A 21,304-nucleotide genomic window follows, 5' to 3' on the forward strand; every position below is an offset into this window, starting at 1 on the left:
TTCGAAGCCGGCTCCGGCCTGATCGAGCCGCAAGGGTGCTGCTCAGGCCCAGGACGTCACCGGTACGAAAGAACTGTCCTGTCGGAACAGGTCCGTTCCGTCCGACCGTTCCACCCGCAGCTGGTAGCTGTAGTGCCGCAGGTAGTGGCCGGGATAGTTGTACGACTCGAAGCGGATCGAGCCGCTCGACGTGCCCGTGCGGGCGACGAACGTGGCGTCCTTGGCGAACGTCGACGTCCCGTCGTTGGTGTCGAAGCGGGCCCGGAAGTCCCAGTGGCGGAGGTACCTGCCGGAGGAGTCGCGGAAGGAGTAGCCGTTCGCGTCGGCGAGGCCGGCCACGACCGTGAACGTCGAGGCCTGCTTCTCGGCGGTGGCGCTCGAGCTGCTGACCACCGGGAGGTTGAGCAGGGAGGACTGCACCTGCCAGTACCGGGTGGAGTAGTTGGCCGACCGGAAGGAGCGGGTGACGTTCTTCGCCAGGGTCGGGCCGCCCGAGACGGTCTCCTTGATGACCGTGAAGTGGCGGGCCGTTCCAGACACGGCGGGCAGGGCGGCCGGGGCGGACCAGGTGGCGAAGGTGTCGTAGCTGTCGGTGTAGTAGTAGGTGCCGTCGCCGTAGCCGTCGAAGAAGAGCCGCCAGCCGCCATTGTCGAGCTGCACCAGAGCGGGGCCCTCACGGTAGCTGCCCCAGCCCGCCCAGTTGCCCGTGCGGGAGATCGTGTAGGGGCCGGTGAGGTTGGACGCCGTCGCGTACTCGATGTACTTCGTCGTCTCGTTCTTCGTGAAGGCGTGGTAGGTGGAGCCGATCTTCACGATGAAGGTGTCGATGTGGTTCGCGCCGATGCCGGACAGCGCCACCGGTGAACTCCACGTCGTCAGCGCGGAGTTCGTGGCCTTCAGCAGATACGGCGTGAAGATCCACTCGTCGTTGGTGGTCGAGCAGGACACGATGACGTTCACGCTGCCGTCGCTGTCGACGAACCACTCCGGCGCCCACGCCCGGGAGAGATTGGCGATCGGGACCGTGTAGTCGTACAGGAACGTCCAGTTGACCCGGTCGGTGCTGCGGGCGAAGCCGATGGTGGTGCTGGTGTCCTGCCAGGTGTGGGTCGTGTAGGTGATGTAGTAGTAGCCGTTGGTGTGCTTGAAGATGCTCGCGTCGCGGATGCGGTTGCTGGGCGGCGTGTAGGCGGAGGCCTTGGCCAGTCGGAAGTCGGTGGCGTCGTCCGACTGATAGACGTTCACGGTCCCGTCGTTGCTGTTCAGGAACGGCACGATGGTGTAGCGGGTGGCCGAGCCGCTGGGCGGTGCGGCCGCCAGTGCCGTGCCGAGCAGGCCGGGGGCCTCGCCCAGGATCAGCGCCGAGGCGGGCAGGGCGGCCATCGCGCGCAGCACGCTGCGGCGGGACGGGGTGGGGGGACGTCTGATCACGGGCGGCTCTCCCTCAACGTGGTTCGGTATTACGAACGCAGTTCGGAAATTCGATCAGAAGGTAGGGGTGAGGTCCGGGCGCGTCAATGGTTTGCGCAGCGAGAGAGGGGACCTGGGAGAAACCTGTGGTGAACCTGGGAGCCGCACCGGGCGTAAACGTTCCACGGCCGCACCCCTGGAGGTTACCGTTCGGTAGACAACGTCGTCCCGGAGGTGCCCGTATGACACCCGACCGTGCCGCAGGTCTCGCCGAGTCCGTCCGTGCGTTGGCCGACGGGGAGGTGACCTCGCGGGCGCTCGTCGCTCAGGCGCTGGCGCGGATCGAGGCGACCCAGGGGTCCGTCAACGCCTTCCGGGTGGTCCGGGCCGAGGCCGCGCTCGCCGAGGCGGAGGCCGCGGACGAGGAGCTCGCCGCCGGAGTGCGCCGGCCGCTGCTCGGCGTGCCGGTCGCGGTGAAGGACGACATGGACGTGGCCGGCGAACCGACCGCGTTCGGCTGCAGCGGGGAGTTCCCCCCGGTCACCGAGGACGGCGAGGCGGTGCGGCGGCTGCGCGCGGCCGGTGCCGTGATCGTCGGCAAGACCAACACCTGCGAGCTGGGGCAGTGGCCGTTCACCGAGGGACCCGCCTTCGGCGCGACCCGCAATCCGTGGCACCCGGACCACACGCCGGGCGGCTCGTCCGGCGGTTCCGCGGCCGCCGTCGCCGCCGGTCTGGTGCCCGCCGCGCTCGGCTCGGACGGCGCCGGCTCGGTGCGGATCCCCGCCTCCTGGACCCATCTGGTCGGCATCAAGCCGCAGCGCGGCCGCATCTCCACCTGGCCGCGCGGCGAGTCGTTCCAGGGCATCACCGTCAACGGCACCCTCGCCCGTACGGTGGCCGACGCCGCCCTCCTGCTGGACGCCGCCGCCGGCAACCACGACCTCGACCCGCACCGGCCGCCGGCGATCAACGCCTCCGAGGCGGTGGGCCGCGACCCCGGCCGGCTGCGCATCGCACTCTCGCTCAAGCCGCCGTTCACCGCCGTGCCCGCCCGGCTGCAACCCGAAGTGCGGGCCAGGGTCGTCCAACTCGCCGAGAAACTGAGCGGGTTGGGGCACCTCGTCGAGGCGGCGGATCCGCCGTACGGCCAGATCGGGCTGACCTTCGTCCCCCGCGCGACGGTCGGCATCGCCGAGTGGGTGAGCGCGACGCCGTTCCCCGCACTGCTCGACCCGCGCACCCGGGACGCCGCCCGGCTGGGCCGGCTGCTCGGCGGGGTGCCGCTGCGGGCGGCCCGGCGCGCGGAGGCGCTTCTGCACCGTCGTATCGGCGCGTTCTACGAGTCGTACGACGTGATTCTGGCCCCCACCACGGCCGCTCCCCCGCCCCGGATCGGCGCGATGCTCGAACTCGGCGGCTTCGCCACCGACCGCGCGATGATCGCCGCCTGCCCCTACGCCTGGCCGTGGAACGTCCTGGGCTGGCCGGGCATCAACGTCCCGGCCGGATTCGTGGGCGGGCTGCCCGTCGGCGCCCAGTTGCTCGGGCCGGCGAACAGTGAGCCCCTGCTGATCTCGCTGGCCGCGCAGTTGGAGGCGGAGCTGCGCTGGCACGAGCTGTGGCCGCCGCAGCAGGGCGAGGAAGAACGCATCGCGGTCGTCTGAGGCGACACCGACACCAACCCTTCGGCACAGGCCCTACCCTGTGGCCATGGACGACGCGTCGATGGTCGGGCTCATGGGGCGGGTCACGGGGACGATCGGGCCGGGGCTCGTCGGCGAGGTGATCGTCCGGGTGCGCGGCGGCGCCGAGCACTTCCTCGCCCATCCCGCCTCCGGCACGGACCGCATCGAGCGGGGCACGGTGGTGATGGTGGTGGAGTACCTGCCGCCGAGGACCGTCTACGTCCAGCCCGCATACGACAGTTGAGCCCGCTCGGGCGCAGGTGAGAGCCGTCCGCGTCAAGTTTTCGACAAGGATCCGCCGGCGCCTGTACCCGGGCCGCGCGCAGGCGCACACTCCCTTCGTTCGGTGCCGCAAGGGCACCATGCAAAGGGGGCGAATGCCGATGGTCATCGGCGTCGTCGCGGGGGCGGCGGTAGCCGCCGTCCTCGTGCTGATCGGTGTGTTCAAGATGATGTGGCGGGTCGCGGAACCGAACGAGGCGCTCATCATCTCCGGCTCCAGGCACCGTACGGAAGGCATCGAGGAGGGCCTGGGCTTCCGTATCGTCACCGGGCGCGGCACGCTGGTGCTGCCCGGTGTGCAGGCGGTGCGCAAGCTGTCGCTCGATCTCAACGAGACCGAGCTGCAGGTGGACTGCGTGACCCACCAGGGTATTCCGCTGAAGGTGCGGGGCGTGGTCATCTTCAAGGTCGGCGACGACTTCGTGTCGATCGCCAACGCGGCCCGCCGTTTCCTGGACCAGCAGAAGCTGATGTCGGAGCGGGTGCACAACGTCTTCGCCGGTCATCTCCGGTCCATCGTCGGGGGGTTGACGGTGGAGGACATGATCCGCGACCGCGAGAAGCTCACCGGGCAGACCCGGGCGGCGTGCGGTACGGAGATGGAGAAGCTGGGGCTCATCGTCGACTCGTTGCAGATCCACGAGATCGAGGACCCGACCGGGTACATCCAGAACCTCGCCATGCCGCACGCGGCGGCCGTCCAGCGGGACGCGCGCATCGCGCAGGCGGAGGCGAACCGGCTGGCCACGGAGGCGGAGCAGCAGTCGTTCGCGCGGATGGCCGAGGCGACCCGGGACAGCGAGATCCTCCAAGCCGGCTACCAGGCCGAGCGTGACAAGGCGGGCGCCAAGGCCCGGCAGGCCGGACCGCTCGCCGACGCCGCCGCCCGCCAGGAGGTCGTCGTCCAGGAGACGCGGGTCGCCGAGTTGGAAGCGCACCGGCGCGAGCAGCAGCTCCAGGCGGATGTCCGCAAGCCCGCCGACGCGCAGGCGTACGAGAAGCGCACGCTGGCCGAGGCCGAGCGTGACGCGCGGATCTCGGCGGCGCAGGCCAAGGCGAAGGAGACGGAGCTGGCGGCCGCGGCCGAGGCGACCCGGGTCAAGGCGGCCGCGGGTGCCGAGGCGGAGGCGACGAAGACGCGCGGTGCGGCCATGGCCGCGGCGACTCGGGCCACCGGCGAGGCGGAAGCCGCCGCTGCTCAGGCCAAGGGCCTCGCGGAGGCCGAGGCGACCAAGGCGCAGGGACTCGCGGAGGCGGAGGCCATCAAGGCCCGTGCCGCCGCGCTCGCCGAGAACCAGGAGGCCGTGATCGCTCAGCAACTCGCCGAGAACTGGCCGGAGATCGTCAAGGCCGGCGCGTCCGCCTTCGGCAACGTCGACAACATGGTGTTGCTCAACGGCGCCGATGGCATGGCCGACATGTTCGCCAAAGCGCTCACCATGGGCGGTACGGGGCTGGGGCTGGCGCGTCAGCTGCTCGCGTCGATGGACCGGAACGGGCAGGCGCCGAACGGGACTTCCCCGCTCAACGGGCTCGCCCAGAACCAGAAGGTGCCGATGGACGAGAAGTGACCCGGCGGGCGTGCGCGCGGGGGCAGCCTCTAAGGTGCCCCCGTGAGCATCCCCACCGATGAGAACGTCCCGGGCCGGCTCGGTCCGTCAGCCACCTCCGAAGCCGACCCCCGCGAGGTCGGCAAAGTGCGCACCGAGTACTCCCCCGCGCACGATGGCGACCCCGACCCCGGGGAGATCGTCTGGACCTGGGTCCCCTTCGAGGAGAACGACGGGCGGGGCAAGGACCGCCCGGTGCTGGTGGTGGCCCGGGAGGCGACCGGCACCTTCCTCGCCGTGCAACTGTCGAGCAAGCGGCACGACGGGGACCGTGAGTGGGTCGCCATCGGCAGCGGGCCGTGGGACCGGACGGGCCGCGACTCCTGGGTGGACGTGGACCGCATCCTCCGGCTGCACGAGCAGGGCATGCGCCGGGAGGCGTGCGCCCTGGACCGGGGGCGGTTCAACCTGGTCAGGCACCGGCTGCACGAGCGCTACGGCTGGACCTGACGCGCCGGGAACGCCCGGGCGAACGCGGCTCGCACCTGGCTCTCGGGCGTGCGGTCCAGGATGCCGAACACCACGTGCTCGAAGGCCCCGGCGAACCGCCCGCCGGATCCGAGCAGCTCCCTGAACGCGCCCGCCACCTGCGCCGGGTCGTTCTGGAACACCCCGCAGCCCCAAGCGCCCAGCACCAGCCGCCGGTACCCGTGCGCCGCGGCCGTCTCCAGCACGCGTTCGGCCCGTACGGCCAGCGCGTGCGGCAGGTCGGCCGTGCGCTCCGGCGTCGTACGCCGTACGACGCCCGCGTTCGGCGCGGCGGCGGTCAGGAAGCCGACCGGGTACGGCTCGTCCAGCAGACGGCCGCGGTCGTCGCGGAAGACGGGCACGCCGGGTGAGTGGATGACGCGGTCCGTGTAGAAGGGGTCGCGATGGGCGCGGTGGTGGTCGTAGAACGCGCGGGCTTCGAGCAGGCAGGTGTACAGCGCCGAGGCGCGGCACAGGGCCTCCTCCTGGGCTTGGGCGCCGTTCAGATAGCCGCCGCCCGGATTGCGGGCCGAGGCGAAGTTCAGTACGGCCGTCCCCGCGCCGAGCCGACGGGCCGCCTCCAGGCTGCTCTCCCCCGTGACCTCGAAGAACGTGGCCCCCACGGGGACGTGCGCTACGGGATGCGGCACCGGGTCCGGCCCGTACATCCCCGTGCCGTCCCGCGCCGCCTCGATCGCCGCCCCGATGGACACCTCGCGGCCGTCCGGCGCGCGGTACGTCCCCGCCGCCACGATCTGTTCCGTCTGCTGCGCGATGCCGCGCAGACGCGCGCTCATGGCGCCACCCCCGTGCGCGCCATGACCGCGCGACCGCGCGCGATCTCCCCCGTGGTGATCTCCCCCGTCGTGCTCACGCAGGCATCCTGAGCGATGCTGGTCCTGCGGTGCAACAGAGTTTCCCGGGCCCGGCAGCCGACCGAAAACGACCGGGAAAGTCCCTGCGAACGCCCGGAGAGCGGAGGTTACCGACCCGGAACGTGCCGGTACGCACCCTTGTGCGATGCGACGTGAGCGTCTTGGGTGGGACGAGTGTGCCGGCCCGCCCACAAGATCCGGGCCGGGCGGCATCGTGGACTCTCAGGAGGATCCCGACATGTCAGATTCGGTGAGTGACTGTAAGGAGCAGCCTCGCACCGCAGTCACCGAACCCGAGGTGGAGGCCCTGGTCCGGGGCATCTGCTTCAAGACCGGCCCGCCCCGCACCCTCGGGGTCGAAGTGGAATGGCTCGTCCATGAGCTGCGCAGCCCGCGGCTCCCCGTATCGCCCGAACGACTCGAAGCGGCCTACGCCGCACTGCGGACCGTGCCCCTGAGGTCGGCGCTCACCGTCGAGCCCGGCGGCCAGCTGGAGCTGAGCTCGCCGCCCGCCGCCTCCCTGATGGAGTGCATCGGTACCGTCTCCGCCGACCTCGACGCCACCCGCGCGGTACTGCGCGAACACGGTCTCGGTCTCGTCGGCATCGGCAACGACCCCTGGCGCTCGCCCCGCCGGTTCCTGCGCGAGCCGCGCTACGACGCCATGGAGGCCTGTCTGGACCGCACGGGCCCGGCCGGCCGCGCCATGATGTGCACCTCGGCCTCCGTGCAGGTGTGCCTGGACGCCGGATACGAGGAGCCCGGCCCGCTCGGGCACGGGCGGCGCTGGTGGCTGGCGCACCAGCTGGGCGCGGTCCTGGTCGCCGCCTTCGCCAACTCCCCCGTGGCCGGGCACGAACCCACCGGCTGGCTCTCCACCCGGCAGCTGCTGTGGATGGAGATCGGCGCCGGCCGCGCGGGCGCGCCTGAGCTGAACGGCGATCCGCGGGCCGCCTGGGCACGGCACGTCCTGGACGCTCCGGTGATGTGCGTACGTCAGGACGGCGGCCCGTGGCACGTCCCGGACGGGCTGACGTTCCGGGAGTGGACCCGGTCGGGGGTGCCCAGACCGCCGGTGCACGAGGACCTCGACTACCACCTCACGACGCTGTTCCCGCCGGTCAGACCGCGTGGCCATCTGGAACTGCGCATGATCGACGCGCAGCCCGGCGAGGACGGCTGGATCGTGCCGCTCGCCGTGACCACCGCGCTCTTCGACGACCCCGAGGCGGCCGAGACCGCCTACCGCGCCGTGAAGCCCCTGGCCGAGCGCTCCCTGTCGCTGCCGGCGCCGCACAACCCACTGTGGATCGACGCGGCCCGCTCGGGCCTCGCCGACCCCGAGCTTCAGGAGGTGGCCGTCGTCTGCTTCGCGGCGGCACTGGAGGCCCTGCCCCGGCTCGGGGCCACCGCTGAGGTCACGGCCGCCGTGGCGGCGTTCCGGGACCGCTATGTGATCAAGGGGCGCTGCCCCGCCGACGACCTGCTGGACGAGTTGTACGGCACGGAACGCACCCTGCACGGGAAGGACATCCGCACATGACCGACCCCGCCCTCGACGCGGACGCGCTGCGCGAGCGGGCGCTCACCACCCTGACCACCGCTCGTGCCCGTACGACCCTGCTGACCTCCTGCGTCGACGACCCCGACCTCACCGCCCAGCACTCGCCGCTGATGTCCCCGCTGGTGTGGGACCTCGCGCACATCGGCAACCAGGAAGAGCAGTGGCTGCTGCGGGCGGTCGCGGGGCGGGAGGCGATGCGGCCCGAGATCGACGGCCTCTACGACGCCTTCGAGCACCCGCGCGCCGAACGCCCCTCACTGCCGCTGCTGCCACCGACCGAGGCCCGCCACTACGCCTCCGAAGTGCGCGGCCGGGTGCTGGACCTGCTGGAGAGCACGGCCTTCCACGGGACGCGGCTGACCGAGGCGGGCTTCGCCTTCGGGATGATCGCGCAGCACGAGCAGCAGCACGACGAGACGATGCTGATCACCCATCAGCTCCGCAAGGGACCGCAGGCCCTTACCGCCCCCGACCCGGACCCGGCGCCGCTGTTCACGGGGCCGTCCGAAGTCCTGGTCCCCGGCGGCCCGTTCACCATGGGCACCTCCACCGAGCCGTGGGCGCTGGACAACGAACGCCCGGCGCACCGGCGCGAGGTGGCGCCCTTCCACATGGACACGACCCCGGTGACGAACGCCGCGTACCAGGCGTTCATCGAGGACGGCGGCTACGACACCGAACGCTGGTGGACGCCGGAGGGCTGGGCGCACATCCGGCAGCACTCCATCAACGCCCCGCTGTTCTGGCACCGGGACGGCAAGCAGTGGCTGCGGCGCCGCTTCGGCGTCACCGAGGTCGTCCCGCCCGACGAGCCGGTAGTGCATGTGTGCTGGTACGAGGCCGACGCCTACGCCCGCTGGGCCGGGCGCCGGCTGCCCACCGAGGCCGAGTGGGAGAAGGCCGCCCGGCACGACCCGGCCGGTGACCGCTCGATGCGCTACCCGTGGGGCGACGCCGACCCGGCACCGGAGCACGCCAACCTCGGCCAGCGGCATCTGCGCCCCGCGCCGGCCGGTAGCTACCCGGAGGGCGAATCGCCGCTCGGCGTACGGCAGTTGATCGGTGACGTGTGGGAGTGGACGGCGAGCGACTTCGCGCCGTACCCGGGGTTCCAGGCGTTTCCGTACAAGGAGTACTCGGAGGTGTTCTTCGGGCCCGAGTACAAGGTGCTGCGCGGCGGTTCGTTCGCGGTGGACGCGGTGGCCTGCCGGGGCACCTTCCGCAACTGGGACTATCCGATCCGGCGGCAGATCTTCTCCGGATTCCGCACCGCCCGCTCCGCGGGGGGCGTCTGATGTGCCGTCACCTCGCCTATGTGGGCCCCGAGGAACCGCTCGGCAGGCTCCTCGTGGAACCCGCACACGGCCTGTACCGCCAGTCGTGGGCGCCTCGGCGGCAGCGGTACGGGACCGTGAACGCGGATGGTTTCGGGGTCGGTTGGTACGCCGAGGGGGACCCGGTGCCGGCGCGCTACCGCCGGGCCGGGCCCATCTGGGCGGACCTGTCCTTCGCCGATCTGGCCCGCGTCGTACGGTCCACCGCGCTGCTCGCCGCAGTACGGGACGCGACGCTGGCGGGCGCCGACGCGGAGGCCGCGGCGGCGCCGTTCGCCGCGGGCCCCTGGCTGTTCAGCCACAACGGCGCCGTGAAGGGCTGGCCGGGCTCACTGGCGCCGCTGGTCCCGGCCCTGCCCGCGACGGATCTGCTGTCGATGGAGGCCCGCAACGACTCGGCGCTCGTGTGGGCGCTGGTCCTGGCCCGGCTGCGCGGCGGCGACGAGCAGGGGCAGGCACTGGCCGACACCGTCCTCGAGGTCGCCGAGGCGGCCCCCGGCTCCCGGCTGAACCTGCTGCTCACCAACGGCGAGACGATCACCGCGACCGCCTGGGGCGACACCCTCTGGTATCTGACCCGGACCGGCGGCGGCACCGTCGTGGCCTCCGAGCCCTACGACGACGATCCGCACTGGCAGGAGGTCCCCGACCGCACCCTCCTCGCGGCCAGCGGCACCGATGTGCTGCTCACCCCGCTCAAGGACCCGAGCGACACCCTGGCACCGGCACCACCGAAGGAGCCCAGCACGTGAGCCCGTTCCTTGTCACCCGCACCCTGCCCGAGGACGCCACCGACGCCGCACTGCGCGCCGACGTCCTGAAGGGCCTGACGAGCACACCCAAGACGCTGCCGCCGAAGTGGTTCTACGACGCGCGGGGCAGCGAACTCTTCGAGCAGATCACCGAGTTGCCCGAGTACTACCCGACGCGCGCCGAGCGCGAGATCCTCGTCGGCCGGGCCAGGGAGATCGCCGCGGTCACCGGCGCCCGCACCCTCGTCGAACTGGGCTCCGGCTCCTCGGAGAAGACGCGGTACCTCATCGACGCGCTCACCGAGCTGCACACGTACGTCCCCGTGGACGTCAGCGACAGCGCGCTCACCCAGGCCGGGCACGCGCTCATCGAGGAGCGGCCCGGGCTGGACGTGCATGCGCTGATCGCCGACTTCACCGGCGGGCTGGCCCTGCCGGACACGCCGGGGCCCCGGCTGGTGGCATTCCTGGGCGGCACCATCGGCAACCTGCTGCCGGCCGAGCGGGCCACGTTCCTCGCCTCCGTCCGCGCCCTGCTCTCGCCCGGTGACGCGCTGCTGCTCGGCACGGATCTGGTCAAGGACGAGAGGGTCCTGGTCGAGGCGTACGACGACGCGGCCGGGGTGACGGCCGCCTTCGACAAGAACGTGCTGACGGTGATCAACCGCGAGTTGGGCGCCGACTTCGATCCCGGCTCCTTCGACCACGTGGCGCTCTGGGACGCGGACAACGAGTGGATCGAGATGCGGCTGCGCTCCCGTACGGCGCAGACCGTGAAGGTGCCCGCGCTCGATCTCGCCGTCGACTTCGCGGCGGGCGAGGAGATGCGCACCGAGGTGTCGGCGAAGTTCCGGCGGGACGGTGTCCGCGCGGAACTGTCGGCGGCCGGGCTGGAGCTGGCGCACTGGTGGACGGACGGTCAGGGTCGTTTCGCGCTGTCGTTGAGCGTGGCGCGGTGACGGACGGCTCGCGCGATGTCCCGCCTTGGGGCACCGTGGAGTGACGTGTGTGAGAGGAGCACCCGCATGTCGAATCACACCTACCGGGTCACGGACATCGTCGGCACCTCGCCCGAGGGCGTGGACCAGGCCATCCGCAACGGAATCGAGCGCGCCTCGCAGACCCTGCGCAACCTGGACTGGTTCGAGGTGACCGAGGTGCGCGGCCAGCTCGACAACGGGCAGATCGCGCACTGGCAGGTGACCATGAAGGTCGGCTTCCGTCTGGAGGAAGCCGAGTAGCGGTGCGTGCCGGGCGCCGCAGAGCAGGCGGGATGTGCCGACGGCGCCCGGTCCTCAGGTCCGCCCCTCCCGCTCCTGCGCCACCTTCAGCGCGGCGGAGGGGGCGGTCCAGCGCGCCCGTACGACGGTGAAACCGGCCCGTTCGGCGTCCTCGCAGACCAGCTCGTCATCGTCCACCAGCACCCGGATCTCATGGGTGCGGGCGAGGCGGCGCAGGATCTCGAGCTTGGTGCGCCGGGCGGGCCTGCGGTCGTCGTTGCGCCGCATGTACACACGCCCTTCGGGCAGCCCGTGTGCCGCGAGCCAGTCGAGCGTGTCACGCCGGCAGCGCTCGGGCCGTCCGGTCAGATAGCGGACCTCGCATTCCTTCGCGCTCTCCAGCGCCAGCGCGATGCCCTCGGCGAGGGGCGGGTCCTGTGGGGCGGCCGCGAAGAAGGCGTCCCAGTCCCGCGGTTGGCGCTCCAGGAAGTGCTGACGGTGTGCCGTGTCGGCGAGGGTGTTGTCCAGGTCGAACACGGCGAGCGGGCGTTTGCTGCTGTCGGTCACAGCACTCACCCTAGGTCCTGCCCGGCAATTCCCCCCTGCCACGCGCCCCGCACCCCGGCAACCTCCGCGCCCCGGGCGGCCACTGCTGTGCGACACGGCATACAGGCGGAGGCGGGAGGCCCCATGCGCAACACGGCGAGCGGCATGCGCGGTACGGCGATCTGGACGGCGGCAGCGGTGGGTGCGGCCCTGATGACGGTACTGGGCCCGGCGAGTGCGGCGTCCGGCGCGACGACACTCGTGGTGGCGACCGACGGGAGCGACTCGGCGCCGGGCACCCTGGCCCAGCCGCTGCGGACGATCCAGCGGGCCGTGGACCTGGCGCAGCCCGGCGACGTCATCACCGTACGAGGCGGCACCTACGCCCTCACCGACAACATCACCATCACCACCTCGGGCACCGCCTCCCAGCCGATCGGCCTCGGCCCCTACCAGGGCGAGCGTGTGGTCGTCGACGGCGAGCAACTGCCCGCCAGTCACACGCCGGTGGGCGGCAGCATTCCCCGGGCCGAACGCGGGGCGATCCACATGGAGGCCTCCCACTGGCGGATCTCCGGTCTGGAGCTGGTCAACGGCCCGTACGGCCTCTACTGCGACGGCTGCGACAACAACGTCTTCTCGCGGCTGATCACGCACGACAACTACGAGTCCGGCTTCCAGCTCCAGGGTTCCTCCAGCAACAACCAGATCCTGAATCTGGACAGTTACGGCAACCGCGACCCGCGCAAGAACGGCGAGAGCGCCGACGGCCTGGCCATCAAGGAAGGCAGCGGAACCGGAAACGTGGTGCGCGGTGCCCGGTTGTGGAACAACGTCGACGACGGGTTCGACGCCTGGAAGTTCACCTCGCCGATTCTGATCGAGAACACGATCGCGTACGGCAACGGCTACAACCGCTGGAACTTCCCGGACTTCTCGGGCGACGGCAACGGCTTCAAGATGGGCGGCGGCAGCCCGGCCCCGTCGGTGGGCCACGCCCTGCGCAACTCGATCGCGTATCGGAACGCGGCGCACGGCGTCACGGACAACGGCAATCCCGGCGCCCTGACCATGACCCGCACCACGACGTGGGCCAACGCCGGCACCGGATTCGACGCCGACGTCTCGGGCGGCACCGCCACCCTGACGGCCAATCTGTCCGTCGCCGACGCACGCGCGGCGGCCGTCGGCACGGGGACGACCGCCAGCGGCAACTCCTGGAACCTGGGCGGGACTTGGAACGCGTCCTCGGTGCTCAGCACCGACCCGACCCCGATCACCGGCCCGCGCTCCGCCGACGGATCGCTACCGTCGGCGCCGAGCTTCCTCGTGCCGCGCAGCGGCGCCGCTGTCGGCGCCCGGTTCTGAACCGCTCGGGCCGGGCTGTCCCGCACGAGGCGTGTTTGAGACAGTCCGGCCGGAACAAATGGTCCGGACTATTTCCCGGAGGGCTCTTTTCGCAGGCCATACAAGGCAGCGAAATTATCACGAGGGGCGTGAACGCGCCACCGGAGCAGGGCAATTCATCGCGGCGGTTGATTCTTCAAAGAGCCCGCTGCCATACTCCGGCTTCCGGACTCGCCGCCGCTCACCCACTCCCCGTCACAAAGCCCGCGCCCCCGTACGTCCGGCATGCCGCAGCAAAGAAGGTGCGCCTGTGCCCGAGTTTTCACCTTGGCACGACAATTCTTTCACATCCAGTTCCCCGAGTAATGAACCCGCAAGGCCCGCGCCGTCCCAGCGCATATCCGAGCATCCCGAATTTCACTCACTGCGCCGCGCCCAGCGCAGGTTCGGAGTCCGCGCGACACTCCTGTCCGTCGGTGGATTCCTGCTCTACGTCCTGCTGTCGCATTCCGTCCCCGGCCTGATGAACCAGCGTCTGCTCGGTCACCTCACGCTCGGTCTCGCCCTGGGTCTCGGGCAGTTCGTCGTGATGGGCGTGACGGCCTGGTGCCATGTCCGGCACATGCGCACCCGGGTGGACCCGCTCGCCCGCGGCCTGGGCTCGCGGCTGGACCAGCACGAGGCCAACTCGCTCCGCTCCGCCGCGCACCGCGGCGAGAGTCAGCCGACCGTCCAGCCCGGCTCCAGGGGGTACCGCACGTGGTGACCATGTCCGCAGGCATCGTCGACCGGTTCAGCCTGAACCTGACGTTCGTGCTGTTCCTGTCGGTGGTCGTGGTCACGCTGTTCATGGCGCTGCTGACAGCCCCTCAGCGCGACGAGCTCAGCGAGTTCTACCTCGGCAACCGCACCATGTCCCCGCTGCGCAACGGCCTCGCCATGTGCGGCGACTATCTGTCGGCCGCGACCCTGCTGGGCAGTACCGGCCTGGTCGCCCTCACCGGATACGACGGACTGCTGTACCTCGCCGGCACCGTCGTCGCCTGGATGATGGTGCTGCTGCTGATCGCCGAACCCCTGCGCCGGACCGGCAGGTTCACCCTGGGCGACACCCTGGCCCTGCGCCTGCCCCGGCTCCAGCGCCCGGCACGGCTCGCCCTCGCCGTGTGCACCCTGGCCATCACCACGCTGTACCTGGTGGCCCAACTCGTCGGCAGCATGGCCCTGTTGACCCAGTTCACCGGCGAACCCAGCGCCGCGACCCGCACCCTGTGCGTGATCGTGATCGGCACCATCGTCATCGTGTACGCCGCCATCGGCGGCGCGCCCGGCGCCACGGTCATCCAGATCATCAAGGCCGTGATGCTGGTGGCGGGCGTGACGGTCACCGCGGTCATGGTGCTGCACCACTACGACTGGAACCCGAACGCCCTGCTCTCCGCGGCCGCGAACCACAGCGGCACCGGCACACAGTTCCTCGAACCCGGACTGCGCTACGGCGTCAGCACCACCAGCAAACTCGACTTCTTCAGCCTGGAACTGGCCATCGTCCTCGGCCTCGCCGCGCTCCCGCACGTCCTGATGCGCCTGCTCGCCCCGCGCAAGGTCGACGTACTGCGCTCCTCCCTGGTGTGGGCGGTGGGCCTGGTCGGCCTGGTGTGCCTGGCCGCCGGCATCCTCGGCCTCGGCGCCACCGCGATCGTCGGCCGCGAGACCATCGCGGAGACGGACCACAAGGGCGACTCCGCGGTCCTGCTCCTCGCCAACGCCCTCGGCGGCGGCATCCTCACCGCCCTGCTGTCCTGCCTCGCCTTCGTCACCCTGCTCGCGGTCGCGGCCGGCCTCACCCTCGCCGCCGCCTCGTCGCTCGCGCACGACCTGTACGGCGAGGTGATCCGCAAGGGCCGCGCGAGCGAGACCGAGGAACTGATGGTGGCCCGGCTGTCCGCGGCCGTCATCGGTGTCCTCGCCATGATGCTCGCCCTCGTCTCCTGGGGCGCCAACACCGCGACGCTCGCCTTCCTCGCCTTCGCCATAGCGGCGTCCGCGATCCTGCCGACGATCGTCTACACCCTCTTCTGGCGCCGCTTCACGGGCGAGGGGGCGCTGCTCAGCCTCTGGGGCGGCCTGGCCTGCTCGGTCCTGCTGGTCCTGTTCTCCCCCGTCGTCTCCTCCACGCCGGGCTCGTTCTACCCGGAGTCCGACTTCGCCTGGTTCCCGCTGCAGAACCCCGGCATCATCTCCATCCCGGCGGGCTTCTTCCTCGGCTGGCTCGGCACCGTGCTGAGCCACCGCCAGGAGCCGCAGGAGGACGCCGCCTACGAGGAGTTCGAGGTGCGGATGCTGGTGGGCACCAAGGAGTAGGGGATGCTTCTGTCATGCCCACTCATACGTTCCTGATCGGCGCCGCCCGCGAGCGCCCCTGCACCCTCGTCGTCTGCCGGGGCTGCTGCTGCGGCAATCCGCGCAAGCACCCCGGCACCGACCACGCCGGGCAGGTGGAGCAACTGCGCGCCGCCGGGGCCGAGCACGGTTTCCAGGTCCGTACGACCGACTGCCTGGGCCCCTGCGACCAGGCCAACGTGATCGTCGTCCAGCCGTCGGGCGCCGGGCGCCGGGCCGGCGGACGGGCCACCTGGGTGGGCTTCGCCATGGACGACGACGGCATCGAGGAGATCGTGCGGTGGGCGGCCGCGGGCGGACCGGGCCTGGCCGATCCGCCCGTCACGCTGGAGCTGCAGTTCATCCGGCCGCCACGGGACGCACGGGTGCGGTCCCGTCGCTGACCGCGGGCCGAACAGCAGGCAATTGTTAATGGGATCCATTTTCATGTAGCGTCCTCGGTGTTCACCCACCGAGGAGGTCCGTCATGGCTGTCCCCAAGCGGAAGATGTCCCGCAGCAACACCCGTCACCGCCGCGCCCAGTGGAAGGCGAGCACGCCGCAGCTCGTGCCCGTCACCATCGAGGGCGTCAGCCACCTCGTGCCGCAGCACCTGGTCAAGGCGTACGAGCGCGGGCTGCTGCGCCCCGAGGGCTGACCGGTAATGCCGTACGAGAGCCGTCTGCCCGTCACCGTCCTGTCCGGTTTCCTCGGGGCGGGCAAGACGACCCTGCTCAACCATGTCCTCGCGAACCGTGAGGGACTGCGCGTCGCGGTCATCGTCAACGACATGAGCGAGATCAACATCGACGCGGCGCTGGTGCGCGGCGGCGAGGCCGCGCTGTCGCGGACCGAGGAGCGCCTGGTCGAGATGACCAACGGCTGCATCTGCTGCACCCTGCGCGACGACCTCCTGGAGGAAGTCGACCGGCTCGCCCGCGAGGGCCGCTTCGACCACCTCCTCATCGAGTCGTCCGGCATCTCCGAACCCATGCCGGTCGCGGCCACCTTCGCCTTCGCCCGCGACGACGGAGCCACCCTCGGCGACCTCGCCCTGCTGGACACCATGGTCACGGTCGTCGACGCCGCGGGCTTCCTGACCGAGCTGGACAGCGGCGACGAACTCGCCGAGCGCGGCCTCGACCAGTACGAGGACGACGAGCGCACCGTCAGCGATCTCCTCATCGACCAGGTCGAGTTCGCGGACGTCATCGTGCTGAACAAGCTCGACCTGGTGGACGACGTGACGGCGGACCGGCTGCGGGCGGCACTGGGCCGGCTCAACCCCGCCGCCCGGATCGTCGACACGGTACAGGGGCAAGTGGCGCTCCAAGAGGTGCTCGGCACGCGGTTGTTCGACCTGGAGCGCGCCCAACAGGCCCCGGGCTGGGTGCGGGAACTCAACGGCGACCACGTCCCCGAGACCGAGGAGTACGGGATCTCCTCCACGGTGTTCCGCTCCGAACTCCCCTTCCACCCCGAGCGGTTGTTCACCTTCGTCACCGAGGAGCTCGACAGCGGCGCATACGGGAAGGTGCTGCGTTCCAAGGGGTTCTTCACCCTCGCCAGCCGCCCGCAGGTGACGGGGCTGTGGTCGCAGGCCGGTGCCGTCGCCCGCTTCGAGCCCAGCGCCGCCCGGGACACCGAGGCGCCGTACGCGCAGGAGCTGGTCTTCATCGGCACGCATCTGCGGGCGGAGCCGCTCCGGGCCGCCCTGGCCGAGTGCCTCATGGCGGACGGCGAGGGCCTCCCGGCCGCCGACCCGTTCCCCGCCTGGGACACGTACGGCATCGACGACGTCTGCGACCACGAGCACGCGGCGCCGGCGGAGGTCTCCGTGCACTGAGTCCCGCGGCGCCCGGCCTGCCTATTCTGGTGAGGGGCCGGTCCTGCTCGCAGAGTGCGAGAGTTCCGGCGCGGACCGGGGAGTGCCCCCTCCCCTGCTCGAGCAACCCCTTCCCTACTCAGGAGCGGAAGGCAGGTGGCGATCATGACCACCTACACGCCGACCTTCGACCACCAGCTGCTGGAGCGGCTGCGCGGGGCCGTGCGCGGTGACATCGTCGAGCCCGGCGATCCGGGTTACGACGAGGCCCGCAAGGTCTACAACGCGATGCACGACAGGCGGCCCGCGATCATCGTGCGGGCGGTCGACGCGGGCGACGTCATCGCGACGGTGGACTTCGCCCGCGACCAGGGCCTGCCGCTCGCCGTGCGCGGCGGCAGCCACAGCGTCCCCGGCTACGGGACCTGCGACGGCGGTGTCGTCCTCGACCTCGGACGGATGCGCGGGATCCGCATCGATCCCGAGACCCGCACGGCGTGGGTCGAGGGCGGCTGCACCTGGGCGGACGTCAACCACGCCACGCACGCCTTCGGTCTCGCCACCACCGGCGGCATCGTCTCCACGACCGGCGTGGGCGGTCTGACCACGGGCGGGGGCATGGGCTATCTGGACCGCCGCTGCGGTCTGGCCTGCGACAACCTGGTCTCGGTGGACCTGGTGACGGCCGACGGACACTTCGTGACCTGCAGCGCCGAGCAGCACAGCGACCTGTTCTGGGCCGTGCGCGGCGGCGGCGGGAACTTCGGGGTCGTCACGTCCTTCGCGTACCGTCTGCACCCCATCGACGGCATCCTCGGCGGACCGACCTTCTTCCCGCTCGACGGCGACGTCATCCGCCGATACCGGGAGCTGATCGCCGAAGCGGACGACAGACTCGGCGCCATTTTCGTCGTCGGCCTCGGGCCGCCGGTGCCGTTCCTGCCCGAACGCTGGCACGGGCGTCCGGTCTGCGGGATGATCGCCTGCTGGACCGGTCCGGAGGACGAGGACGACGCGATCCGGGCCCGCGTCGCCGCGCTCGGGCCGGTGCTCGGCAGGCACCTGGAACGCATGCCGTACCCGGTGATCAACACCCTCTTCGACGACCTGGTTCCCGCCGGGCTCTACCACTACTGGAAGGGCTCCTTCATGAGGGGCCTGCCGGACGGCGCCATCGACGCGTTCGTCGAGTACGGCGCCGACACCCCGTCCATCCAGAGCGTCAGCGTCGTCTTCGCGCTCGACGGCGCGTGCCACCGGGTCGGGCCGGAGGAGACCGCCTTCTCCTACCGCGACGCCGACTTCTCGATCGGGCTCAGCCCCACCCTGACCACGCGTGAGGACTGCGAGACCCAGAAGGGCTGGGTGCGCGCCTTCCACCGGGCGCTCGAACCCCACTCCATGGGCGGCGGGTACGTGAACTTCATGGACGGCGACGACCAGAACCTCGTCCAGGCCAACTACCGCGCGAACTACGCCCGTCTCAGGGATCTGAAACGGCGCTACGACCCGGGGAACCTGTTCCGTCTCAACCACAACGTCGCACCGTGAGGAATCCGGCGGGCTCCCAGGTGTTGAACCCTGTATGAGTTCCGTGATCGCCGCGACCCGCTTCTCCGTCCTCGACCGCTCCCGCACGCGCGAGGGCCACCCCGGCGGAGAGGCGCTGCGCGACACCGTACGGCTGGCGCAGGAGATCGAGGCACTCGGCTACCACCGCATCTGGGTCTCGGAGCACCACGGCGTACCCGGCGTCGCCGGCTCGGCGCCCACCGTGCTGGCCGCCGCTGTCGCGTCCGCGACCCGTACGATCCGGGTCGGGACCGGCGGGGTGATGCTGCCCAACCACCGACCGCTGGTCGTGGCCGAGCAGTTCGGCGTCCTGGAGTCCCTCTTTCCGGGCCGTATCGACATGGGGCTGGGGCGGTCCGTCGGCTTCACGGACGGGGTGCGCAAGGCGCTCGGGCGGGACAAGGGGGACGCGGAGGACTTCGCCGCTCAGCTCCAGGAGCTGCTCGGCTGGTTCCTCGGCACCTCGCCCACAGGGGTGCACGCGCGGCCGGCCGAGGGCCTGACCGTGCCGCCGTTCGTGCTGGCCATGGGGGAAGGCGCGGACATCGCCGCCCGCGCGGGCCTGCCGATGGTCATCGGTGACTTCCGGAACCGGGCCGGGATGCGGCGCGGCATCGACCACTACCGTGACCACTTCCGCCCCTCCCCCTGGGCAAGCGAGCCGTATGTTGTGATCTCCGGCACGGTCGCGGTGGCCGCCACTCCGGAGGATGCCCGGCGTCTGCTGGTCCCGGAGGCCTGGTCCATGGCCTACTCCCGCACGCACGGCACTTTCCCTCCGCTCCCGCCCGCCGAGCGCGTCGAGGCGCTCACGATGACCGACAAGATGACCGACAAGGAGCGCGGCTTCTACGAGGGCGGCCTCACCGGGCACATCGCGGGCACGGAGGAGCAGGTCGCGGACGAGCTGGAGACGCTGCTGAAGGAGACGGGCGCGCAGGAGGTGCTGGTCACGACCAGTACGTACGACCGCGATGCCCTGGTGGACTCCTACCGGCGGCTCGCCCGGATCGTCGGGGCATGATCCGGGCGAGCGGGCGGCCGCGGGTCAGTCCGTGTCGCGCGGGTCGAACGACTGGGTGTCGATCGTCAGCTGCTTCGGGAACGCGGTGGCCACCGACTCCCAGCCCGTCAGCTTGAAGTTCGTGCCCTCCCGGTCGCCGTCCGCCGGCGTGGCCTCGCCGTCGTGGGTGACGAGCAGGCCCTTGGGGAAGGACCGGCCGAGCGGGACGTTGACCACGGTGGCACCGTCGGAGTGCTGCACCCCGTCGGTGGCGGCGCTGTCGGTGACGGCGAAGGAGCCGAGGTAGGCGTTGCGGCCCTGGCGCTCGTACACGGCGAAGGTGTTGTCGCCCTGGCTGGAGGCGAGCAGGTATCCGGTGCCGTCGGCGGCGTGGTAGATCGCGGCGCCCTCGGCGTCGGCGCTCAGGTGCTCACCGCCGAAGCCGGGGTCGTGGGCGGTGTCGAGGACGCACTCCTCTTCCTCGGCGTCGTACGTCCACGGGGTGCCGTACTCCCGCACCCGGTCGATCAGCTCGGGCCGGTCGAACTCCTCGTCGTCGAGGTCGATCCGCCAGAGCCCGACGTCCTCCTGGGCCGCGTACAGGACGTGCTGCTCCTGGTCCACGACCATGCCCTCGACCTGCGCGTGGTCACCGGGGTCGGCGCACGGCGTCCAGCTGCTGCCGTTCGGCAGGGTGAAGGAGGCGGGCAGGTCGAGGGTGTCCTCGGTCCGGTACCCGATACGGCCGCCGCGGTCCTCCAGCCGGAGCAGCCGTACCCGGGTCTCCGAGCGGCGCGAGACGGCAACGTACGCGTGGTCGTCGTCGCTGAAGGCGGCCAGCCCGTAGGCGGTGCGCTGGTCGTCGACCTCGGCCTCGCTCGCGGAGAAGACCGGCGCGGCGTCGGCCGCCGTCACGTCCTTCAGCGGGGGCCTGCCCGCCGCCACGGCGGCCGGGTCGATCGCGTAGGCCCGGATCCGGTCCCGGCCGCGGTCGCTGACCAGGGCCAAGTCGGTCTTCTTGCCGCCCAGTTCGAAGCCGTAGACGACGTCGACGTTGTTGAAGCGGCCGGGTGCGGCGTCGTCGTTCGGGGCCTCGGGCGCCGCGATGTGCTGGAGCCGTCTGCCGTCGAGGCCGTACACGTCGAGGCCGGCCTCCTTGAGGGTGCCGATCACGATGCTGCGGCCCGGGTGGTCGGGGTCGATCCAGACGGCCGGGTCGTCGGCGTCGGCGTTGCCGCCCGCCTCGTCGTCGTGGACGGCGGGTGTCTCGACGCGGGCGGAGACGGCGACCGGCTGCGGGGCGGCGGCGCCCGAGACCATCAGCAGCGCGGCGGTGAGAGTGCTCAGAGCTGAAACGCTCACGATACTCCTCGGTAGGAAGGGAGACTGGCGAGACGTTATGGGTGGCCGGTGTGAGTGAGCCGAC

The 21,304-nt window shown here is 71.3% G+C and carries 21 protein-coding genes; 17 read left to right on the plus strand and 4 right to left on the minus strand.

Going from position 1 to position 21,304, the window contains the following annotated elements; all coding sequences use genetic code 11:
- Positions 1–42 precede the first annotated feature (42 nt).
- Positions 43–1,431 carry a glycoside hydrolase family 43 protein gene (locus tag ACTMVF_RS14950; RefSeq protein ID WP_441271498.1) on the minus strand — a complete coding sequence of 463 codons (1,389 nt, stop codon included), beginning with the start codon at positions 1,429–1,431 and terminating at the stop codon, positions 43–45.
- Positions 1,432–1,652: 221 nt separating this feature from the next.
- Here ACTMVF_RS14950 and ACTMVF_RS14955 point away from each other — a divergent pair, with 221 nt between their 5' ends.
- The 4 genes from ACTMVF_RS14955 (at position 1,653) to ACTMVF_RS14970 (ending at position 5,440) form a co-directional block, all read left to right on the plus strand.
- Positions 1,653–3,077, plus strand: a complete 1,425-nt coding sequence (locus ACTMVF_RS14955) for an amidase (RefSeq protein WP_441271499.1) — start codon at positions 1,653–1,655, stop codon at positions 3,075–3,077.
- 46 nt (positions 3,078–3,123) lie between these two features.
- Complete coding sequence (locus tag ACTMVF_RS14960; protein WP_441271500.1) at positions 3,124–3,342, plus strand: hypothetical protein; 219 nt, start codon at positions 3,124–3,126, stop codon at positions 3,340–3,342.
- Between the two features lie 133 nt (positions 3,343–3,475).
- Positions 3,476–4,951 carry an SPFH domain-containing protein gene (locus ACTMVF_RS14965; RefSeq protein WP_441271501.1) on the plus strand — a complete coding sequence of 492 codons (1,476 nt, stop codon included), beginning with the start codon at positions 3,476–3,478 and terminating at the stop codon, positions 4,949–4,951.
- Positions 4,952–4,993: 42 nt separating this feature from the next.
- A complete protein-coding gene (locus ACTMVF_RS14970) occupies positions 4,994–5,440 on the plus strand; it encodes a type II toxin-antitoxin system PemK/MazF family toxin (protein WP_441271502.1) in 447 nt (148 codons plus the stop codon).
- On the opposite strand, the gene ACTMVF_RS14975 is transcribed toward ACTMVF_RS14970, so the two are convergent.
- Positions 5,425–6,255 carry a TIGR02452 family protein gene (locus ACTMVF_RS14975; RefSeq protein ID WP_441271503.1) on the minus strand — a complete coding sequence of 277 codons (831 nt, stop codon included), beginning with the start codon at positions 6,253–6,255 and terminating at the stop codon, positions 5,425–5,427. The two genes, ACTMVF_RS14970 and ACTMVF_RS14975, sit on opposite strands and share 16 nt — an antisense overlap.
- A gap of 316 nt (positions 6,256–6,571) precedes the next feature.
- On the opposite strand from ACTMVF_RS14975, the gene egtA reads away from it, so the two are divergent.
- The 5 genes from egtA (at position 6,572) to ACTMVF_RS15000 (ending at position 11,224) form a co-directional block, all read left to right on the plus strand.
- Positions 6,572–7,876 (plus strand): ergothioneine biosynthesis glutamate--cysteine ligase EgtA, encoded by a 1,305-nt coding sequence (gene egtA, locus ACTMVF_RS14980; protein ID WP_441271504.1) that lies wholly within the window; start codon positions 6,572–6,574, stop codon positions 7,874–7,876.
- Positions 7,873–9,192: an ergothioneine biosynthesis protein EgtB gene (gene egtB, locus ACTMVF_RS14985; protein ID WP_441271505.1), complete on the plus strand. Its 1,320-nt coding sequence runs from the start codon at positions 7,873–7,875 to the stop codon at positions 9,190–9,192. The genes egtA and egtB overlap by 4 nt, the downstream gene beginning before the upstream one ends.
- The gene (gene egtC, locus ACTMVF_RS14990; protein WP_441271506.1) at positions 9,192–9,983 is read left to right on the plus strand and encodes an ergothioneine biosynthesis protein EgtC; all 792 of its coding nucleotides are present in this window, start codon (positions 9,192–9,194) and stop codon (positions 9,981–9,983) included. The genes egtB and egtC overlap by 1 nt, the downstream gene beginning before the upstream one ends.
- Positions 9,980–10,942, plus strand: a complete 963-nt coding sequence (gene egtD / locus ACTMVF_RS14995; RefSeq protein WP_441271507.1) for an L-histidine N(alpha)-methyltransferase — start codon at positions 9,980–9,982, stop codon at positions 10,940–10,942. The genes egtC and egtD overlap by 4 nt, the downstream gene beginning before the upstream one ends.
- 66 nt (positions 10,943–11,008) lie before the next feature.
- On the plus strand, positions 11,009–11,224 hold the full coding sequence (locus ACTMVF_RS15000; protein ID WP_301995048.1) for a dodecin: 216 nt from the start codon (positions 11,009–11,011) through the stop codon (positions 11,222–11,224).
- Between the two features lie 54 nt (positions 11,225–11,278).
- Here ACTMVF_RS15000 and ACTMVF_RS15005 read toward each other — a convergent pair whose 3' ends face one another.
- Positions 11,279–11,770 carry a phosphatase domain-containing protein gene (locus ACTMVF_RS15005; protein WP_441271508.1) on the minus strand — a complete coding sequence of 164 codons (492 nt, stop codon included), beginning with the start codon at positions 11,768–11,770 and terminating at the stop codon, positions 11,279–11,281.
- Between the two features lie 123 nt (positions 11,771–11,893).
- Here ACTMVF_RS15005 and ACTMVF_RS15010 point away from each other — a divergent pair, with 123 nt between their 5' ends.
- The 8 genes from ACTMVF_RS15010 (at position 11,894) to ACTMVF_RS15045 (ending at position 19,899) form a co-directional block, all read left to right on the plus strand.
- Positions 11,894–13,117 carry a right-handed parallel beta-helix repeat-containing protein gene (locus tag ACTMVF_RS15010; protein WP_441271509.1) on the plus strand — a complete coding sequence of 408 codons (1,224 nt, stop codon included), beginning with the start codon at positions 11,894–11,896 and terminating at the stop codon, positions 13,115–13,117.
- Positions 13,118–13,175: 58 nt separating this feature from the next.
- Entirely contained in the window at positions 13,176–13,862 is a 687-nt protein-coding gene (locus ACTMVF_RS15015) for a DUF485 domain-containing protein (RefSeq protein ID WP_441271764.1), read from the plus strand.
- Between the two features lie 2 nt (positions 13,863–13,864).
- Entirely contained in the window at positions 13,865–15,460 is a 1,596-nt protein-coding gene (locus ACTMVF_RS15020) for a solute symporter family protein (RefSeq protein WP_441271510.1), read from the plus strand.
- Positions 15,461–15,474: 14 nt separating this feature from the next.
- On the plus strand, positions 15,475–15,882 hold the full coding sequence (locus ACTMVF_RS15025; RefSeq protein WP_441271511.1) for a (2Fe-2S) ferredoxin domain-containing protein: 408 nt from the start codon (positions 15,475–15,477) through the stop codon (positions 15,880–15,882).
- 83 nt (positions 15,883–15,965) lie between these two features.
- Positions 15,966–16,136: a 50S ribosomal protein L32 gene (gene rpmF, locus ACTMVF_RS15030; RefSeq protein WP_030052879.1), complete on the plus strand. Its 171-nt coding sequence runs from the start codon at positions 15,966–15,968 to the stop codon at positions 16,134–16,136.
- A 6-nt stretch (positions 16,137–16,142) separates the two neighbouring features.
- Positions 16,143–17,324 (plus strand): GTP-binding protein, encoded by a 1,182-nt coding sequence (locus tag ACTMVF_RS15035; RefSeq protein WP_441271512.1) that lies wholly within the window; start codon positions 16,143–16,145, stop codon positions 17,322–17,324.
- Between the two features lie 144 nt (positions 17,325–17,468).
- Positions 17,469–18,854, plus strand: a complete 1,386-nt coding sequence (locus ACTMVF_RS15040; RefSeq protein WP_441271513.1) for an FAD-binding oxidoreductase — start codon at positions 17,469–17,471, stop codon at positions 18,852–18,854.
- A 34-nt stretch (positions 18,855–18,888) separates the two neighbouring features.
- Entirely contained in the window at positions 18,889–19,899 is a 1,011-nt protein-coding gene (locus tag ACTMVF_RS15045; RefSeq protein ID WP_441271514.1) for an LLM class flavin-dependent oxidoreductase, read from the plus strand.
- Between the two features lie 24 nt (positions 19,900–19,923).
- Here the strand turns inward: ACTMVF_RS15045 and ACTMVF_RS15050 are convergent, their stop codons facing one another.
- Positions 19,924–21,240: a phytase gene (locus tag ACTMVF_RS15050; protein ID WP_441271515.1), complete on the minus strand. Its 1,317-nt coding sequence runs from the start codon at positions 21,238–21,240 to the stop codon at positions 19,924–19,926.
- Positions 21,241–21,304 lie beyond the last annotated feature (64 nt).

The sequence above is a fragment of the Streptomyces sp. SD31 genome (assembly GCF_052068475.1).
Taxonomy (GTDB): domain Bacteria; phylum Actinomycetota; class Actinomycetes; order Streptomycetales; family Streptomycetaceae; genus Streptomyces.

What these genes read in the sequence shown, in the direction of transcription:
- ACTMVF_RS14955 (WP_441271499.1), top strand. Translation starts at nt 1,653, where the DNA reads ATGACACCCGACCGTGCCGCAGGTCTCGCCGAGTCCGTCCGTGCGTTG.
- ACTMVF_RS14960 (WP_441271500.1), top strand. Translation starts at nt 3,124, where the DNA reads ATGGACGACGCGTCGATGGTCGGGCTCATGGGGCGGGTCACGGGGACG.
- ACTMVF_RS14965 (WP_441271501.1), top strand. Translation starts at nt 3,476, where the DNA reads ATGCCGATGGTCATCGGCGTCGTCGCGGGGGCGGCGGTAGCCGCCGTC.
- ACTMVF_RS14975 (WP_441271503.1), bottom strand. Translation starts at nt 6,255, where the DNA reads ATGAGCGCGCGTCTGCGCGGCATCGCGCAGCAGACGGAACAGATCGTG.
- egtA (WP_441271504.1), top strand. Translation starts at nt 6,572, where the DNA reads ATGTCAGATTCGGTGAGTGACTGTAAGGAGCAGCCTCGCACCGCAGTC.
- egtB (WP_441271505.1), top strand. Translation starts at nt 7,873, where the DNA reads ATGACCGACCCCGCCCTCGACGCGGACGCGCTGCGCGAGCGGGCGCTC.
- egtC (WP_441271506.1), top strand. Translation starts at nt 9,192, where the DNA reads ATGTGCCGTCACCTCGCCTATGTGGGCCCCGAGGAACCGCTCGGCAGG.
- ACTMVF_RS15000 (WP_301995048.1), top strand. Translation starts at nt 11,009, where the DNA reads ATGTCGAATCACACCTACCGGGTCACGGACATCGTCGGCACCTCGCCC.
- ACTMVF_RS15010 (WP_441271509.1), top strand. Translation starts at nt 11,894, where the DNA reads ATGCGCAACACGGCGAGCGGCATGCGCGGTACGGCGATCTGGACGGCG.
- ACTMVF_RS15015 (WP_441271764.1), top strand. Translation starts at nt 13,176, where the DNA reads ATGGTCCGGACTATTTCCCGGAGGGCTCTTTTCGCAGGCCATACAAGG.
- ACTMVF_RS15020 (WP_441271510.1), top strand. Translation starts at nt 13,865, where the DNA reads ATGTCCGCAGGCATCGTCGACCGGTTCAGCCTGAACCTGACGTTCGTG.
- ACTMVF_RS15025 (WP_441271511.1), top strand. Translation starts at nt 15,475, where the DNA reads ATGCCCACTCATACGTTCCTGATCGGCGCCGCCCGCGAGCGCCCCTGC.
- rpmF (WP_030052879.1), top strand. Translation starts at nt 15,966, where the DNA reads ATGGCTGTCCCCAAGCGGAAGATGTCCCGCAGCAACACCCGTCACCGC.
- ACTMVF_RS15035 (WP_441271512.1), top strand. Translation starts at nt 16,143, where the DNA reads ATGCCGTACGAGAGCCGTCTGCCCGTCACCGTCCTGTCCGGTTTCCTC.
- ACTMVF_RS15040 (WP_441271513.1), top strand. Translation starts at nt 17,469, where the DNA reads ATGACCACCTACACGCCGACCTTCGACCACCAGCTGCTGGAGCGGCTG.
- ACTMVF_RS15045 (WP_441271514.1), top strand. Translation starts at nt 18,889, where the DNA reads ATGAGTTCCGTGATCGCCGCGACCCGCTTCTCCGTCCTCGACCGCTCC.